Genomic DNA, 16,695 nt, shown 5'->3' on the forward strand with positions numbered 1-16,695 from the left:
CGCTTTCTGCCTCCCGGGTTCATAAACAAGCGGGCTAATCAGCCCGCCATGTAGCGATAACGCTTATTTTTCCAGCAGGTTGACCGAGATGCGATTGCTTTCATCCATCATCGACGCCTTGGCGCGAATCTTCGCCTCCAGTTGGTCAATCATCTGCTCGTTGTCAAAACGCTCTTTCTGGCGCACGCCGTCTTCGTAAAAACCGCTCTTGTTATGGCCACCGGTCACGCCCAGCGTGGAAACCAGCGCTTCGCCCGGCCCGTTGACCACACAACCGATAATCGAGATGTCCATCGGCGTGATGATGTCTTCCAGGCGTTGTTCAAGCGCATTCACCGTACCGATCACGTCAAATTCCTGACGCGAGCAGGTCGGACAGGCGATGAAGTTAATGCCGCGCGCGCGAATGCGCAGCGATTTCAGAATATCGAAACCGACTTTCACTTCTTCCACCGGATCGGCCGCCAGCGAAATACGCAGGGTATCGCCGATGCCTTCCGACAGCAGAAGCCCCAGACCAATCGCCGATTTCACCGAACCGCTGCGCATGCCGCCTGCTTCAGTGATACCCAAATGCAGCGGTTGATCGATACGGGCAGCCAACAGGCGATAAGATTGCACCGCCAGGAATACGTCGGAGGCTTTGACGCTGACCTTGAACTGATCGAAGTTGAGGCGATCGAGGATATCAACATGACGCATCGCCGATTCGAGCAGCGCTTCCGGCGTAGGTTCGCCGTATTTTTCCTGAATGTCTTTTTCCAGCGAGCCGCCGTTCACCCCAATACGAATCGGGATGTTTTTATCGCGCGCGCAGTCCACGACTGAGCGGATACGCGATTCGTTGCCGATATTGCCTGGATTGATACGCAGGCAATCCACGCCGTATTCGGCAACCTGCAACGCAATGCGGTAATCGAAGTGGATATCGGCGACCAGCGGCACGTTAACCTGCTGCTTGATCAGCTTGAACGCCTCGGCGGCGTCCATGGTGGGAACTGAAACGCGGACGATATCTACGCCCACGCGCTCCAGCGCTTTGATCTGATTAACCGTTGCTTCAACATCGGTGGTACGGGTGTTGGTCATCGACTGCACGGCAATCGGCGCGCCATCACCAATAGGCACCTTGCCGACGTAAATTCGCGTTGATTTTCGACGGTTGATGGGCGCTTGGTTATGCATTACTTACTCTCCATTGTTGCTCTGGCATCACGACAATAGCCGCGCAATTACTGCGCGGCAACGGTCAGACGAGCAACACGGTTTGATTTAACAAACCGGCTTAAATCCACCGGCTTACCTTGATATTGAATCTGTACTGCGGCCGGTGCGCCAATAGTCAGTTTATACGGCGCGGTGCCTGCCAGGTTCAGCTTGCCGCCGCTCTTTTGGGTGCCGCTGAACAACGTCTTGCCGCTGGCGTCGCTTACCTGCAACCAACAGTCAGAGGAGAAGTTCATCACCAGCGCGTTAGGATCTTCGGCCGATGCAGCCAGGCCCGCTTCGCCGGTCGGCAGCGGCGCTTGCGCCGTCGGAGCCGCAGGCGTGGTCTCTGGCAGCGGCGCTTGGCTTGGTGAAACCACCGCAGGTTGCTGCGCGGTTTCACTGCCTGTTGCGGCCGGAACCGGTGCTGCCTGTTGCGCAGGCACAGCGCCGGTATCTACCGGCGTTGAGCCATTGTCAGCCAAAGGCGCGCTGTTATCGGCATTGCTGTCGGTCAACGGCACTGATTGGCCTTCATTGTTTTGCGAAAGCTGGGCGGAAGATTGATCGGCCATGGTGGCGATCTCTTCCTGTTGCGCCTTGTGGTTTTGCCACCACCAGGCACCGGTCAGACCGACTACCACGAAAACAATCAGCCAGGTGAAGCTCATCAGCCAGCCGTCGCGTTTTTTGCGACGCTTGCCTAACGAGAAGCTCTGCATGGGCGCGACTTTCGCCACCTTCAGCGGAGCCTGCTTGGCCAACATCGGCAGCAGCTCATCTTCTGGCAAACGCACCAGCTTGGCGTAGGAACGGATATAACCACGCACGAAAGTCGAAGCAAGGTCTGCGGAGAGATTGTCTTCTTCTATGTCGCGCACGGTAGACATTTTGAGGCACAGGCGTTCTGCAACGGCCTGTTGACTCAACCCGAGTGATTCACGGGCTTGACGCAGACGTTGGCCTGTCGTCATGGATACGGTTTTATCTTGGGAGGCTTCAGTATTCATTAGCTAAGAACTGCTGGTACTGTTTGGATTGTGGAAAACTTCGCGCTAGCTGCTTGCCATAACGTTGAACGCTATCCTGACGACCTGCTAACGCGGCGAAACGAATCTGTAACCATAAGCTGTCGGCACTGGCCGGCAGAACATGTTGATAACTATCCAATAAAAGTTGCGACTGAGCGCGCTTCCCTTCTCCAAATTGCTTTTCTGCCTCCACCAACAGTGGAGTGCCTTTGTCCGGATCGACCTTCAGGGCACGCGTTAACAAGGTGCGTGCTTCATCGTTCTGTCCGGCCTTGAGAAAACAGTAACCTGCGTTTTCCAGGCTGTCGGCAACCTGACCATAATCCGGTGCCAGTGCCGCGGCGCTAAACTGCTGTTGTGCCGGTACATACTGCCCTAAACTGCAGAGAAACGCACCGTAATTATTCAGCACGGTGCCATTGTTTGGCGCAAGTTTGAGCGCCTGCTGATAACGTTGTTCAGCCGCGCCATTCTCGCCAATCCGCTGCTCGTAAAGCGCCATGCCCAATTGGGTACGGTAATCCTGTGGAGCAGCGTCTGCCGCTTTTTCCAGATTCTGCCGCGCGGCGTTCAAATCGCCCTGCTTAAGATATTCCAGCCCCAGTTGCAAACGCGTCTGGCCTGCTTCAGGTTGCGCGTCTTTTTCCGGTGACGAACCGGAACAGCCGGCCAGTAAACCGGCCGCCAGCACCATGCCCCACAGATTCAGCTTCATGCCCGCATTCATTTCCTTATCTGATGTCATCTTGGTGTCTATTCACATAACAGACTGTTAGATAACAAAAAAATCATGCTATAGGATTCAGACCGCACGCACGTTGATAGGTTCCCCGGCCATTTTCTTTTTCAGGGTACGCTTGGTACGGTCGATCACTTCACCTGCCAATTGCCCGCAGGCGGCATCGATATCATCACCACGGGTTTTACGAACAATAGTCGTAAAGCCGTATTCCATCAACACTTTGGAAAAACGATCCACGCGGCTGTTGGAGCTGCGGCCATACGGCGCCCCCGGGAACGGGTTCCATGGGATCAGGTTGATCTTGCATGGCGTGTCTTTCAGTACCTCCGCCAACTGGTGCGCATCGTCGGTGCTGTCGTTGATATGATCCAGCATCACGTACTCGACCGTAACCCGGCCCTGATTGGCGTTGGATTTCTCCAGGTAGCGGCGGACCGCAGCCAGGAAGGTCTCGATATTGTATTTGCGGTTGATAGGCACGATTTCATCGCGGATCTTGTCGTTCGGCGCGTGCAGCGAGATAGCCAGCGCAACGTCAATCATATCGCCCAGCTTGTCCAGCGCCGGCACGACGCCGGAAGTAGACAGGGTAACGCGGCGTTTGGACAAGCCGAAGCCGAAGTCGTCCAGCATGATTTCCATCGCCGGCACGACGTTGTTCAGGTTGAGCAGCGGCTCACCCATGCCCATCATCACCACGTTGGTGATCGGGCGTTCGCCGGTGACTTTCAGTGCGCCGATGATTTTCGCCGCACGCCACACCTGACCAATGATTTCCGACACGCGCAGGTTACGGTTAAAGCCCTGCTGAGCGGTCGAACAGAATTTGCACTCCAGCGCACAACCCACCTGGGATGACACGCACAGGGTCGCGCGATCGCCGTCCGGAATGAACACGGTTTCGACCTGCTGATCGCCTACTTTGATCGCCCATTTAATGGTGCCATCGGCTGAACGCTGTTCTTCTGCCACTTCCGGCGCGCGAATTTCGGCGACGCTCTGCAGTTTGTTGCGCAGCACCTTGTTAATATCGGTCATCTGCTCAAAATCATCGCAGCAATAGTGGTACATCCACTTCATGACCTGATCGGCGCGGAAAGGTTTTTCGCCCATTTTGGCGAAGAATTCACGCATTTGCTGACGGTTCAAATCCAGCAGGTTGATTTTGGCCGTAGCCGGGGTTTCCGCGTTAACGGATTGAGTAGTCAGCGAATTATTTTCAGACACGGTGTGCTCGGACGTGATGGGTTCTAACATGATGATCTCTGGCCTCGTTGTTACACGTTATGGCGCTAAAGAATGGAAAGTAAGTGTGCGTTTAAATCGCACTGAAAAACGCGCCCCTGACAAGACGACTCATCAGGGGCGCGGCATTGTACAAATTTTAGTAGCGGGTTGCCACGACTGAAAGGCATTCAGGGCATTTTTATTGTTTCAGCCGGTGAATGCTCATCGAGCCCCTGCAACCCACAGCACAGAATACCCTATGGATTTCAAGTTGCAGCCAACAACGCGGCGGCTTGAAAGACCGCGGGTATTAGCGCGGACAGATTTCGCTTTCGTTGAAGAAGTAAGCGATTTCGCGCTGGGCAGATTCTACTGCGTCAGAACCGTGCACGGCGTTGGCCGTGAAGCTGTCCGCGTAGTCAGCACGCAGGGTGCCTGCCAGTGCGTTGTCCGGGTTGGTTGCGCCCATGATGTCACGGTTGCGCTGTACTGCATTTTCAGCTTCCAGAACCTGAACCACGATTGGACCGGAGGTCATGAACTCAACCAGACCGTCGAAGAATGGGCGGCCTTTATGCTCAGCGTAGAAGCCTTCGGCTTGTTCGCGAGTCAGACGCAGCATTTTGGATGCGATGATTTTGAAACCGGCACGCTCGAAACGAGCGTAGATTGCGCCGATGTCGTTATTAGCTACAGCATTTGGTTTGATGATGGAGAAGGTACGTTCTACGGTCATGATGGCCTCTATATGGCTTCCAAAACTGGCCGGTCTGCAATTAAACGCGTGCCGGCCTTCTTAAGTGGCGCAGATTATATGTGCGCCGTTAACGCTTGCCTACGGGAAAATCAACATTTCATTAAAAATTATTATCTTCATTCTTCACTTTGCGCCCTGTAGGCCGGAGGTGAAAAATCGGCTTAATCGAGGTTAAAACCGCGTAGCGCCACCTGACCACTCTCATCCAGCAGGCTGAGCTGGTAGCGGCCCGGCTGCGTCAACGTCTGCAACAACGACTCCCCTTCCCCCACCAACTGGCCGTTCAGGAACCACCAGCGCTGCCCGCTTCCTCCCTGAGCGCTAACCCGCAAATCAAGCGCATTTTTACCCGGCAGGCGACGCAGTATCGCGCCGTCGCGTACGCCCAGCATTAACAGCGGCGGCGCCTCCTGTTGTTGCAAGAGCGGGCACCGCGGATCGACGGCCGGCAAACGTTGGGCGCGGCGTTCCGCCGGCGGCAACCACGGCTCCAGCGGCGTTGGCCACAGCGCCAAACGATGCGCCACCGCCCCCGGGCAATCCGCCGCCACGCGCAGCCCGCGAGCATTCAGCCACACCAGGGGTTGGCTGCCCAACGCGCTTTCCTGGCCCGGTGCGGGCAGCGTTGGCGGCAAGGTTCCGTCAAGGATCCAGCTCAGGCGTCGCTGGCGACAGTTACTGTCCCCGGCGGCAAGCGGCTGCCCGCCAGGCCAGCAGATCTCCGCGCGGCTGACGCTCGCCGGGCGCGGATCGGTCGGGATCCCTTGCCCGCGCTGGCGCAAAGAGGCCAGCAGCAAATTATTGACCTGGTTTAGCAGCGGTACCGCCGTGGCGAAACCGAACTGCCCGGCCACCGGCGTGCCGTCCGGCCGCCCAACCCATATGCCCAGCGTGTAACGGGCGTTAACGCCAATCGCCCAGGCGTCGCGGTAGCCATAACTGGTGCCGGTTTTCCACGCCAGCGGCACGCTGGCAGGCAGCACGTCATCCGGTAACGGGCGCGCTTCTCCCGCCAATATGCGCCGCACAATCCAGGCTGCGCCCGGCGACAGCAACTGGCGATCGTAAAGCCCTTGCCGAGGCGTAAATCGCAGCGGCGCCACTTTGCCTTGACGGGCCAATGCGCTGAACCCGGCGACCAACTGATCCAACCGCGCGCCGGCTCCTCCCAGAATCAACGCCAGGCTCGGTTCGGCGTGGGCCGGCAGCCGCAGTTCCACGCCCACGTTGCGTAAATTGGCGGCAAAGCGTTTTGGACCGTAAGCCTCCAGCAGCTGTACTGCCGGCAGATTGAGCGAGCGCGCCAGCGCCTCGCTGGCGCTGACCGGACCGTGAAAACCGGTATCAAAATTGCCGGGCCGGTAATCGCCGAAGCGACGCGGCACATCCTGCAACAGCGATTCAGCGTGGATTAGCCCATCGTCCAGCGCCAGCCCATATAAAAAGGGTTTGAGCGTCGATCCTGGCGAACGCCATGCCGCCACCATATCAACATGACCAAAACGGCCGTTGTCATTGAAATCCAACGAGCCCAGGTAGGCGCGCACCTTCATGTTGGTGTGATCGACCACCAGCACGCCAACCGAGGTTTTTTCCGGCAATTGGCTCTTCCAGCCGCGCGCCAGTTCTTCCAGCCGCCGCTGTAACGTGGCGTCCAGCGTGGTCGTTACGACCTGGCTGCGGTTACCCTGCGTCATGCGCCGCGCCAGCAACGGCGCTAACTGAGGTACCTGACGCGATGCCAGCCACAGCGCTTCCTGGCGAATTTCATTCACCTGTTGCGCCGGCCAAACGCGGTAATACGCCAGCCGCTCCAGCACCTTGTCCCGTGCGGCCTGCGCCCGCTCCGGGTAACGATCCGGCCGCAAACGGCTGGGCGCTTGCGGCAATACCGCCAGCAATGCCGCTTCTCCACGCGTGAGTGCCGAAGGCGGTTTGCCCAGATAGGTCCAGCTTGCCGCGCCAATCCCCTGCAACGTGCCGCCATAGGGCGCCCGGTTAAGGTAGATTTCGAGGATTTGATCTTTCGATAAATGCCATTCCAGCTGCGCGGTACGCCACACCTGCCGTAATTTGCCACCCAGCGTGCGCGGATGGGGATCGATAAGGCGTGCCACCTGCATCGACAACGTGCTGCCGCCGGAAACAATCTGCCCATTGCGCAGGTCCTGCCAGGCGGCGCGAGCCAGCGCCAACGGGTTGATACCGGGATGCTGATAAAACCAACGGTCCTCATAGGTCAGCAACGCTTGCAGGTAATAGGGCGACACCTGCTGCAAAGTCACCGGATAACGCCACACGCCGTCGCTGTCGGCATAGCGCCACAGCGGCGTGCCGTCTTCCGCCACCACCACTCGGGCCATCTCGGCATCTTTCAGCGGCAACGGCCACAGCCGGTCCGCCAGCCACAGCAAAGCGGGCGGCAATAAAATCACCAGCAGCCAAATTAACCCGCGGCGGCGCAAATGGGCGAGGAAGAGAGTCATAAGAAAAACATCGCTCCCTTGCCCCGCCACCGGTTAAACCTCCGGGGCGGGACAAGGTAAGTCATCGGGCAATCTCAAGTCGCGGCGGCGTAGCGCCTAACGCACGCCAGGCGGGCACATACATCGACTCAACCTGCGGAGCCGGCACCAGATAGGCACCCGGCGTCACCGCACGCGCCAGATACAGCAGCGTAGTATGACGGTAGCCGTCGATATTCACCGCCGCCACGTAGCGATCGTCGCGGAACTCCTGGTGCTTGATATCGGCCTGCTGCATGTCCTGCAACAGTTCGGTCACGCTGCTGGCGCTTTCGCCCAGGCTGGCGCTGCTGTCCCCCAGATTCTGGTTTTCCAGCTCCAGACCGGCTGGCAACAGATCGACGACCAGCGCGTCCGGCACCGCGTTATCGGCCCAGACATCCAGATGCACCAGAATCAGCTGTCCGCTTTTCAACTGGGTCAGATCCACAGGTTTGCCGTCCAATCCCAGGAATTCACGGCGAATGTTCAGCACATTGCTCTGCGGCTGCGGCGCCTGCTCTGGGTAACCGACCAGATCGGCGCGGCTGTACAGCGTACCGCTGCCGGTATTGGTGAGTTGCAGCCCCGCGACCACCTGCTCGGCGGACAGGCTTTGCGTCAGTGCCTGGTTGCCGGACAGCGTCTTGCCCTGCACCGTTTGCGCCTGCCACGGCGTTTCAGCACTGCCGATCAAGTTACGCGCCGCCAGGAACAGAGCATTACTCTCCTGCGTGGACAGATAACGCTCGCCGTTAAGCCGCTCAGACAGCGACAGCAAGCGTTGGTCGCGTACCGCCGGCAGCAGATTATTTTCGGTCAGCAGCGCCAGGATCATCGCATCGTCACGCAACGGGCTGCCGTAATCTTCCAGCCAGTAATCCTTGGCGTTGCGCTGTGTCGCCAACCCTTGCTCGATCGCCTGATTGGCGCGCGGCATATCCCCCATCAGCTTCAGCGCGACACCAAGCTGCACCAGCGGCAAGCCTGAGCGAGCGTCGGCACGGCGTTCATACAGCTGCCGCAGTGCGCCAAGCGGTGCCTGCTGTTGACGTGCCAGCACCAACCCGGCATAGGCCTGCACCGCAAAGCGGGTGTGATCAGGGAACGGGGTATAGGCGACGTCGATCTGGCTGCGGTCCTGTAAATAGCGCTGCAGGCGGTTATTGGCCGCGGTCAATGCATCGGCCGGTACGCTGTAATTCTGCTCGCTGGCGCGGAACAGGAAGTCTGTGGCATAGGCGGTCAGCCAGAACTCTTCCTGACTGTCGCGGTTCCACAGGCCAAAACCGCCGTTAAAGCGCTGCATGCTGAGCAAGTGCTCAATGCCGGCATCGATGCTGCTGCGGCGGTTTTCATCACTGCCGGTTTTGATGCCCAATGCGCTCAGTTGCGCCCGGTTGGTATACAGCGACGGATAAAGCCCGCTGGTCGTTTGTTCCAGGCAACCGTACGGATAGGCGTAAAGCTCGCTGATATAACGCGCCAGATTAATCGGCGGCCTGCTGGTTAACAGCCATTGCCCCTCCAGGGTTGTCGGCACCAGGCCAGCGGCGGCATCTGCCGGCAGGCTCCAGCTTTCACCGGCACGGATCACGCTGGCGAACTGGCGGGTTTGCGCCGGGTAAGCCGGGCGCACGCCAATCTTCCAGGTATGCTGATAATCTTTCAGCGTTTCACCCGGCAGCGTCAGGCCACTGACTCTCAGCGCTACCTCCCCCTGGCCAAAGCCCACCAGCGCCTGCACCGGTATCTGCAGCGTAGTGCGTTTGCCGTTTGCCAAGCTGACTTGCTGTTCACCCGCACCTTGCAGCGCCACCAATCCGCTGGCGGCCAATTTCACCGTCAGCGTCTGCGGCTGGCCGGACAGATTGCTGACGTCCAATGCCAACTGGGTGCTGTCGCCCCCGGCCAGGAAACGCGGCGTCGCCAGCTCTGCCACCACTGGCGCGGCAACCACGGTTTTGGCCTCCGCCTTGCCGAAGTCTTCGTCGCTCCACGCTTGCGCCATCAGCCGCAGTTCGCCGTTAAAATCCGGAATGGCGATCTGGATCTCGCCCTCGCCCTTGGCGTCCAGCTTAACCGGCTGCGCCTGTTGGGCCACGATGGTCACTGTGGTAATAGGTTTTTTACCACCGCGCGACAGCGCATCTTCGTCGTCGCCGTCACCGCCGTAACGCAGGTTGGCCAGGCGCCCTTTCCCCTCAATCAACTGCCCGTAGACATCGTACTGATCGGCGCTGTAGCGCTTGCGGCCGAAGAATGCCTGATACGGGTCCGGCGTCGCGTAGTCGGTTATATTGAGAATGCCGCTGTCCACGGCGGAGAGCAGTACGTTGATTTGCTGCGGCGGTTTGCCTTCGCTATGGGTCGCCTTGACCTTCACCGTCAGCGTCTGATTCGGCCGCATACGCTGCGGCGCATCCAGCGTTAGCGCCAGTTTGCGCCCTTCGTCCACCAGCGGCAGATGCAACAGGCCCACCGCTCGCTTCGGCGTCGACTGCTGCTGTTTGTCACCAGGGCGGATCACCAACGCGCTGAGATACAGATCGTGGCGCTTCCAGTCCTGGTTAATCGGCACCTCGACATCGACACCGCCGGCCGGCACCTCCAGCTCCTGCCACCACAGCGGGCCATCGCTCGATTCCACCAGCAAATACCCCTTGCCGGCGGCCGGCGCTTCAATGTGCAGTTTTACTTTTTCGCCCGGCTTATAGGCCGGCTTGTCCAGCTTCAGTTTCACCTGGTCCGGCCGCACCGCGCCGCTGCCGTTGGTGTTGTCTTGCCAGCTGTAACCTGCCCAGAATCGCAGGCTGGTGATCAGGTTGCTCTGCGGATCCACCACTTCAATGCGATACGCGCCCCATTCCACCGGGAAACTCACCTTGGCGCTGCCGTTGGCGGCAATATCCAGGGTCTGTTCCGCCAGCGGCAGATCTTTCTTGTCATACAGCGACTGCCAACCTTCCCCTTCCGACCATTGCCAGTAATAGTCGCGGCGCTCACGCACCAGTCGGGCCTTCAGCCCGCTGGCCGCCAGCTTCTCCCCGGCGACATTGGCGTAAACGATATCAAAGCCGGCCTGGGTGTTTTCATCCACGACCGGTTGAGCCTGATAGCTGTCGCTGCGGTAGTCATAAATCTGTTGTTTGTTGAACAGCGGCCGAATGCCGGGCAGCGCATCGGCAGGCCAGATCGCCTGTTCGGCGCGACGCGTTACCGGGCGGCCGCCGGATTCCAGCAGGCTGGCCTGCAGGATCGCTTTCAGCGGGGATTTCACCTCGGCCCAACTGCTGTCTACCGCCACCTGCGCCTTGCCCGCACTGTCCAGCGCCTGATCGAACTCGTCCATATTGCGTGACAGGCTTTCTTCCGTCACCGAGCCAAATTCATAGCCCGGCAGGCTGCTGACCGCCTCACGCTGGGGCCGCAGGAACACCTGTCCTTGCAGGCGATTGCCGGAAGCCGGCGCACCGTACAGATAGTGGCCAGTGACGTCAAACACCAGTTGCGCGTCGGGTTGCAGCGGGGTTTTCTGTGTGGTGATGTCGAGCGCCATGCGCTCCGGCAGGAAATCCTCGACCTTGAAGCCGTAAAGCCGCGGCTGGTTATCCCCCAGGTTAAAGCGCAGCGACCAGTTGCCGGTCGGCCCGCCCTCGGGGATTTGATACTGGTATTGATACAAACCGTCCTGCGGCTGCCAGACAAAGCTACGTGCCACCTGATCGTCCGGCTTGACGATATCCACCTTCACCGGTTGGGCCGGCAGCGGCTTGCCGTCGGCATCGCGCAGTAAACCGTTGACGATCAGCGTTTCGCCCGGCCGATACAGATCGCGCGGGCCAAAAGCGAAGAACTGCTTGCTGTAACCTTCCGGCCCGGCGATATCAAACTCGGCCAGATCCAGCGCCGGCGTCGAGAGATCTATCATGCTGGTCTGGCCCTGTTGGGTAGCCAGCAACAAGCGCGCCTTGCTGTTTTTCGCCAGTTGAGCATGCCCTTGCTTATCGGTCGTGCCCTGGGCCAGGGTTTGGCCTTTCTCATCCAGCAGGCGCAGCTCAACCGCGCTTAGCGCCGCACCGCCTTCCAACCCCTGGGTAAAGATGTCCAGACGATCGTGGTAGCTGTGCAGCGAAACGCCGATATCGCTGAGAGTGAACAAGGTCGCCGGATTGGTGTAACCGTAATGACCGGCCTGCTGCATCACCGCCAAATAAACGCCGGGCTGCTGCAACGCCTCGATACCATTCAGCGGCAGCAGCAGGCGTTCGCGGGTATTGCGTTGCGGGTTGAGATCGAAGCGGCCGCTGTAGACCAGGTCGGCCATTTTCAACAGCTCTTCCGACTCCCAGCTGGAAAGCGCGTTGCGATATTCCCAGTTGGCCAGAAACGCCGGTAAGGCATCGGCCTTCACCCGGAAGAAGTTAACGTCCACGTTGTCGACGTTCAGCGCCATCACCGGTAACCCCTGCGCCAGCTTGGTCGGCAGCAGCGAGCCTTTGCCGGCAAAGCCGACGCTGGGTTTGATATCGCGGGTGGCGAGGGTTTGTTGCTGTTGTTGGCCCAGTTCGGCGCCGTTGACCGCTTTCAGGCCGCCTTCAACGGTCAGTACCAGCTTGCGGTTGGGTTGCAGATGACGCAACCGCAGCTCCATCAGGTTATCCGACAGCTCCCAGGCACCGTCGATTTTACCGCTGACGCTGTCGACCAGGTGAACCCGTGCGGCGAAATCCTGGTTCGGATCCAGCGGCAAAGAAAACGTCAGCACCATGGCGCTGGCGCCATCGAGTTGCAGTTCGGAAGCATCCAGCAACGTCAGCGGCTTGCCTGCGTCGCGTTTCGCCAGCACCGCCAGTGCGGCGGCATCCGGCCGTTTCGCCTGCGTGGCGCTGTTCGTCGGCCCATCGGCTTGCGCCACGGTTGTTTTTTGACCGCCATCATCGCAGGCGGCCAGCAGCAGCAAGCCCCCCGCCAATGCGATCCCCTGACAAAGTTTCTTGCCTGACGCGAATGCCCCTGAACGGCATGGTTTCATCGTTTAACTCCCTGGCAGCGTTTGCGCGACTTGTCGGCGCAATATCCGGATATGGATGAATAATAGCAGCGCTGCTCCCCAAGCCGTGAAACATTTCAATCTGTGTCGAGCGTAATGGCGAAGCGCTATGCAAAGAACTGTTACGCCGATCACACTGCGTAACGTTACTTGTTACCATTAGAGTTATTTGTTTTTAAAACAATAGGATAGATAGATAAGCAATCACGGCGCTGCTAGCATCAGATTCAACCCGATTGACCCCCGATACGAATAGCAATAATGAGGGCATGCAATGAACAGAGCAGTTAACGTGCTGCAGGATTTTGGCAAGTCGCTGTACGGACCGGTATTGATTCTGCCGATCGTCGGGCTGTTTATCGCCCTCGGCAACCTGTTTGGCAACGGCAATCTGGCGGGCTATATCCCCCTGCTGAATCACCCGTTGGTGCAAGACTTTGGCCAGTTGGTTTCCCGTTCCGCCGTCGCCATTCTGGCCAACCTGGCGCTGGTGTTTGCCGTCGGCATTCCCATTGGGCTGGCACAGCGCGATAAAGGCTACGCGGCGCTGATCGGTCTGGTGACCTTTATCATTTTTATCAATGCCATGAATATCACCCTGCAGCTGCACGGCAAACTGGTGCCGGCGGAGCAGATGCGCGCAGCCGGCCAGGGCATGGTGCTGGGCGTGCAGGTGCTGGAGATGGGCGTGTTCGCCGGCATTCTGATTGGCGGCGTGGCGGGCTATCTCTATAACCGCTACTCCGGCGTGCAGTTTAACGGAGTGATGGCGATCTATTCCGGCCACTGCTTCGTCACCATTCTGGCGATCCCACTGGCTATTGCGTTGGGTTTTGCTCTCAGCTATCTGTGGCCGTACGCCCAACAGGGCATTACCCATCTGGCCTACGCGATTCACGGCGCCGGGGCGTTTGGCGTACTGGTTTACGGCTTTCTGGAACGCATTTTGATCCCCACCGGCCTGCACCACCTGGTCTATACGCCTTTCCTGTACACCGAACTGGGCGGCACGCAGGAGGTTTGCGGTACCGCCTATCAGGGGGCGCGCAATATCTACTTCGCTGAAATGGCTTGCCACAGCGTGAAGCAGCTCAGCCCGACGGTGGTGTGGGACGCACGCGGCATCAGCAAAATGTTTGGCCTGACCGCCGCGGCGCTGGCGATGTATGTCACTGCCAAACCGGAACGCAAAAATGCCGCCAAGGCGATCCTGATCCCGGCGGCTTTCACGTCCTTCCTGCTCGGTGTTACCGAACCGCTGGAGTTTTCGTTCCTGTTCGTCGCCCCGCTGCTGTTCGGCGTGCATGCGGTGCTGGCCGGGGTCGGCATGATGCTGTTTTACCTGTTCGGCGTGCATGCCATCGGCGCCAACGGGGTGATTGATTTTGTGTTGTATAACCTGCCGCTCGGCATCGAAAAATCCAACTGGCCGATGTACATCCTGGTCGGGTTGATTATGGCGGCGCTGTATTTCCTGCTGTTCCGTTTCCTGATCCTGAGGTTCGATCTCAAAACCCCCGGCCGCGAAAGCGATGAAACGGAAACCCGGCTGTATTCCAAAGCCGATTACCAAGGCAAAGCCCCCACCGCCGCACCGCCAGCCACAGGTGACAGTATCGGCCATGTCATCATCGCCGGGCTGGGGGGCAAACAAAATATCGAGGGGGTGGACAACTGCTATACCCGCCTGCGGGTCAGGGTTCGCGATATCTCAACCATCAATGAGCAGCAGCTAAAAACCACCGGTGCCAAGGGCGTCATTCGCTCCGGCAACAATGTGCAGGTGGTGTATGGGTTGCACGTCAAGAAAATGCGTGAAGCGGTCGAAACCGCGCTTTAACAGGAGAATTACCATGACCAAACCCCCGTTCATTCTCGCCATTGCCGGTGGCGGCAGCACTTACACGCCGGGCATCGTTAAAAGCCTGATGGTACGTCTCGCTGATTTTCCGCTGGCGGAGATCCGCCTGTACGACATTGACGGCGAGCGGCAGGACATCATCGCCCCGGTGGTGGAGAAGGTGATCCGCGATCACAGCCAGAGCATCAAACTGACGATCACCACCGACCCGGAGGTGGCATTCAGCCACGCCCACTTCGTGTTCGCGCAAATGCGCGTCGGCCAGTACAACATGCGCGAACAGGATGAGAAAATTCCGCTGCGCCACGGCGTGGTGGGCCAGGAAACCTGCGGGCCCGGCGGGCTGGCGTACGGGCTTCGCACCATTTTGCCGATGGTTGAACTGATCGACCTGGTCGAGCGCTATGCGGACAACGCCTGGATCGTCAACTACTCCAATCCGGCGGCGATCGTGGCCGAAGGGGTGCGCCGTCTGCGTCCACAGGCGCGAGTGCTGAACATCTGCGACATGCCGGTGGCGGCGATGCGCAATATAGCGGCGGTGCTGGGGGTCGATCGCGAAGCGGTAACCGTAAATTACTTTGGTTTGAACCACTTTGGTTGGTTCACTCAGGTGCTGGTCGACGGCGTCGATCGCCTGCCGCAGCTGCGCGAGCACATCGCCAGGTTTGGCCTGTTGACCGAAGACGCGGCAGCCACCGATCCGCAGCATTCCGATCCTTCCTGGGTCAAAACCTGGCGCAACATCAAGCCGCTGATGGACCACTTCCCGGAATACCTGCCAAACCCTTATATGCAGTATTACCTGATGCCAAATCAGATCGTGGAACATCAAAGTCCGGGCTATACCCGCGCCAACGAAGTGATGGACGGCCGCGAGAAAAAGCTGTTTGCCGCAGCGGCCGAGTACAAAAAAACCGGCATTCTGCCCGATGCTTTCCACGTTGGCGTGCACGGCTCGTTTATTGTCGACGTGGCACGCTCGCTGGCCTTTGATCTGCGTCAGCGCCATTTGGTGATCGTTGAAAATCGCGGTGCCATCGCCAACCTGCCTTACGATGCCATGGTGGAAGTGCCGGCCTACATCACGGCTAACGGCCCGGAAGCGGTAACGGTCGGTAAAATTCCGCTGTTCTACAAGGGGCTGATTGAACAACAACTGGCCTGCGAACAGCTGCTGGTGGAAGCGACGTTGGAAGGCAGCTATGAGAAGGCGCTGCAAGCGTTCACTCTCAACCGTACCGTGCCAACCATGCAGCATGCCAAAGCGATTTTGGACGATATGATAGCCGCCAATCAGGATTATTGGCCGCAGTTGACGCAAGCCTATAAAGAAGGCATCGCGCAATAATTTGTACCCGGTAGCCGTCATCTTCTGTTTTAGTATGATTCAGTGGTTTTCCGGCGCCCATTGCAGTACCCGGCCGGCCTTTCGGGGCTGGCCGCTCTCTTTTGCATTGAATCGCCGCCCTGCGCCCCCTAGGATAAGGCAACGCTTGCCACCGGAGGCATATTTCTTGGATAACCGTCTGGCTTCTTTGCTGCAACGCGGCGAGGATCTCACCCGCGCCGAATACCGGGTGCTGGCCTTTATCGCCGACCATGCCCTGCAGGTAGGCAAACTCACCGTACGCGAGCTGGCGCGCGAAACCTTTGTCTCCACCGCTACCGTGATGCGTTTATGTCATAAACTGGGGTTCAGCGGCTACAGCGAGCTGCTGTTCACCATCAAACAGCTGCTGAGCGATAATCCAACGCTGGTGCTCACCTCCCCTTCGCCCGGCAACCTGCCAGCGGCGTTTCAACAGTTTATCGCCAACTACCAGCGAACCTTTGCCTACGTCAGCGCAGAGAAAATCGCCGCATTCAGCGACCTGTTGCAGCAGGAAGAAAGTTTTTACCTGTACGGCACCGGCTTTTCGCATCTGTTTGCCGAATATCTGGAAAAGAAGCTGCAGATCCTCGGTAAAAGCGCCTTTGTCTCCGGCGGCGGCGACAGCCGCGGTATTTTCCTCAACAACGCGCCTAAATACCGGGTGCTGATCGTGATTTCACGCAGCGGGAAGACCGAGCAGGTACTGGACAAGACGCGCATCGCGCGCAACATAGGTATGAAAGTGGTGGCTTTTACCCGTGCCTCCATCAACCCGTTAGCGCCGTTGGCGGATATCCACTTTCCGTTGTACGACGACGCCAGTGACGCGGCGGTCGATGCCGGTGAGATAACCTCGTTCGAATCGAACCTGGTGATGCTGATGGATTTATTGCTGTTGAGCGCTACCGGCGGGCTGCGCGCCGCACGGTAGCAAGAGAA

The 16,695-nt window shown here is 58.8% G+C and carries 10 protein-coding genes; 3 read left to right on the forward strand and 7 right to left on the reverse strand.

What is annotated here, in order from left to right:
- Window positions 1-63 precede the first annotated feature (63 nt).
- The 7 genes from ispG to JEM67_RS21210 form a co-directional block, all read right to left on the reverse strand.
- The gene (gene ispG / locus JEM67_RS21180; protein ID WP_004952070.1) at window positions 64-1,185 is read right to left on the reverse strand and encodes a flavodoxin-dependent (E)-4-hydroxy-3-methylbut-2-enyl-diphosphate synthase; all 1,122 of its coding nucleotides are present in this window, start codon (window positions 1,183-1,185) and stop codon (window positions 64-66) included.
- 47 nt (window positions 1,186-1,232) lie between these two features.
- Window positions 1,233-2,216 carry a cytoskeleton protein RodZ gene (rodZ, locus tag JEM67_RS21185; protein WP_199636923.1) on the reverse strand — a complete coding sequence of 328 codons (984 nt, stop codon included), beginning with the start codon at window positions 2,214-2,216 and terminating at the stop codon, window positions 1,233-1,235.
- Window positions 2,206-2,952: a type IV pilus biogenesis/stability protein PilW gene (gene pilW / locus JEM67_RS21190; protein WP_006327320.1), complete on the reverse strand. Its 747-nt coding sequence runs from the start codon at window positions 2,950-2,952 to the stop codon at window positions 2,206-2,208. The genes rodZ and pilW overlap by 11 nt, the downstream gene beginning before the upstream one ends.
- A gap of 87 nt (window positions 2,953-3,039) precedes the next feature.
- Window positions 3,040-4,236 (reverse strand): bifunctional tRNA (adenosine(37)-C2)-methyltransferase TrmG/ribosomal RNA large subunit methyltransferase RlmN, encoded by a 1,197-nt coding sequence (locus tag JEM67_RS21195; RefSeq protein ID WP_013814146.1) that lies wholly within the window; start codon window positions 4,234-4,236, stop codon window positions 3,040-3,042.
- A gap of 280 nt (window positions 4,237-4,516) precedes the next feature.
- Window positions 4,517-4,942: a nucleoside-diphosphate kinase gene (gene ndk, locus JEM67_RS21200; RefSeq protein ID WP_004952077.1), complete on the reverse strand. Its 426-nt coding sequence runs from the start codon at window positions 4,940-4,942 to the stop codon at window positions 4,517-4,519.
- 182 nt (window positions 4,943-5,124) lie between these two features.
- A complete protein-coding gene (pbpC, locus tag JEM67_RS21205) occupies window positions 5,125-7,449 on the reverse strand; it encodes a peptidoglycan glycosyltransferase PbpC (protein ID WP_199636921.1) in 2,325 nt (774 codons plus the stop codon).
- Between the two features lie 61 nt (window positions 7,450-7,510).
- Window positions 7,511-12,502 (reverse strand): alpha-2-macroglobulin family protein, encoded by a 4,992-nt coding sequence (locus JEM67_RS21210; protein ID WP_199636919.1) that lies wholly within the window; start codon window positions 12,500-12,502, stop codon window positions 7,511-7,513.
- Window positions 12,503-12,794: 292 nt separating this feature from the next.
- Between JEM67_RS21210 and JEM67_RS21215 the strand changes: the two genes are divergently transcribed.
- From JEM67_RS21215 to JEM67_RS21225, 3 genes are all read left to right on the forward strand, one after another.
- The gene (locus JEM67_RS21215; RefSeq protein WP_197929921.1) at window positions 12,795-14,360 is read left to right on the forward strand and encodes a PTS transporter subunit EIIC; all 1,566 of its coding nucleotides are present in this window, start codon (window positions 12,795-12,797) and stop codon (window positions 14,358-14,360) included.
- A gap of 13 nt (window positions 14,361-14,373) precedes the next feature.
- Window positions 14,374-15,732, forward strand: a complete 1,359-nt coding sequence (locus tag JEM67_RS21220) for a 6-phospho-alpha-glucosidase (protein WP_199636917.1) — start codon at window positions 14,374-14,376, stop codon at window positions 15,730-15,732.
- A gap of 166 nt (window positions 15,733-15,898) precedes the next feature.
- Entirely contained in the window at window positions 15,899-16,687 is a 789-nt protein-coding gene (locus tag JEM67_RS21225; RefSeq protein ID WP_013814151.1) for a MurR/RpiR family transcriptional regulator, read from the forward strand.
- Window positions 16,688-16,695: the final 8 nt, after the last annotated feature.

This window comes from Serratia sp. PAMC26656 (assembly GCF_016469055.2).
GTDB lineage: Bacteria > Pseudomonadota > Gammaproteobacteria > Enterobacterales > Enterobacteriaceae > Serratia > Serratia plymuthica.

What these genes read in the sequence shown, in the direction of transcription:
- ispG (WP_004952070.1), bottom strand. Translation starts at nt 1,185, where the DNA reads ATGCATAACCAAGCGCCCATCAACCGTCGAAAATCAACGCGAATTTAC.
- rodZ (WP_199636923.1), bottom strand. Translation starts at nt 2,216, where the DNA reads ATGAATACTGAAGCCTCCCAAGATAAAACCGTATCCATGACGACAGGC.
- pilW (WP_006327320.1), bottom strand. Translation starts at nt 2,952, where the DNA reads ATGAAGCTGAATCTGTGGGGCATGGTGCTGGCGGCCGGTTTACTGGCC.
- JEM67_RS21195 (WP_013814146.1), bottom strand. Translation starts at nt 4,236, where the DNA reads ATGTTAGAACCCATCACGTCCGAGCACACCGTGTCTGAAAATAATTCG.
- ndk (WP_004952077.1), bottom strand. Translation starts at nt 4,942, where the DNA reads ATGACCGTAGAACGTACCTTCTCCATCATCAAACCAAATGCTGTAGCT.
- pbpC (WP_199636921.1), bottom strand. Translation starts at nt 7,449, where the DNA reads ATGACTCTCTTCCTCGCCCATTTGCGCCGCCGCGGGTTAATTTGGCTG.
- JEM67_RS21210 (WP_199636919.1), bottom strand. Translation starts at nt 12,502, where the DNA reads ATGAAACCATGCCGTTCAGGGGCATTCGCGTCAGGCAAGAAACTTTGT.
- JEM67_RS21215 (WP_197929921.1), top strand. Translation starts at nt 12,795, where the DNA reads ATGAACAGAGCAGTTAACGTGCTGCAGGATTTTGGCAAGTCGCTGTAC.
- JEM67_RS21220 (WP_199636917.1), top strand. Translation starts at nt 14,374, where the DNA reads ATGACCAAACCCCCGTTCATTCTCGCCATTGCCGGTGGCGGCAGCACT.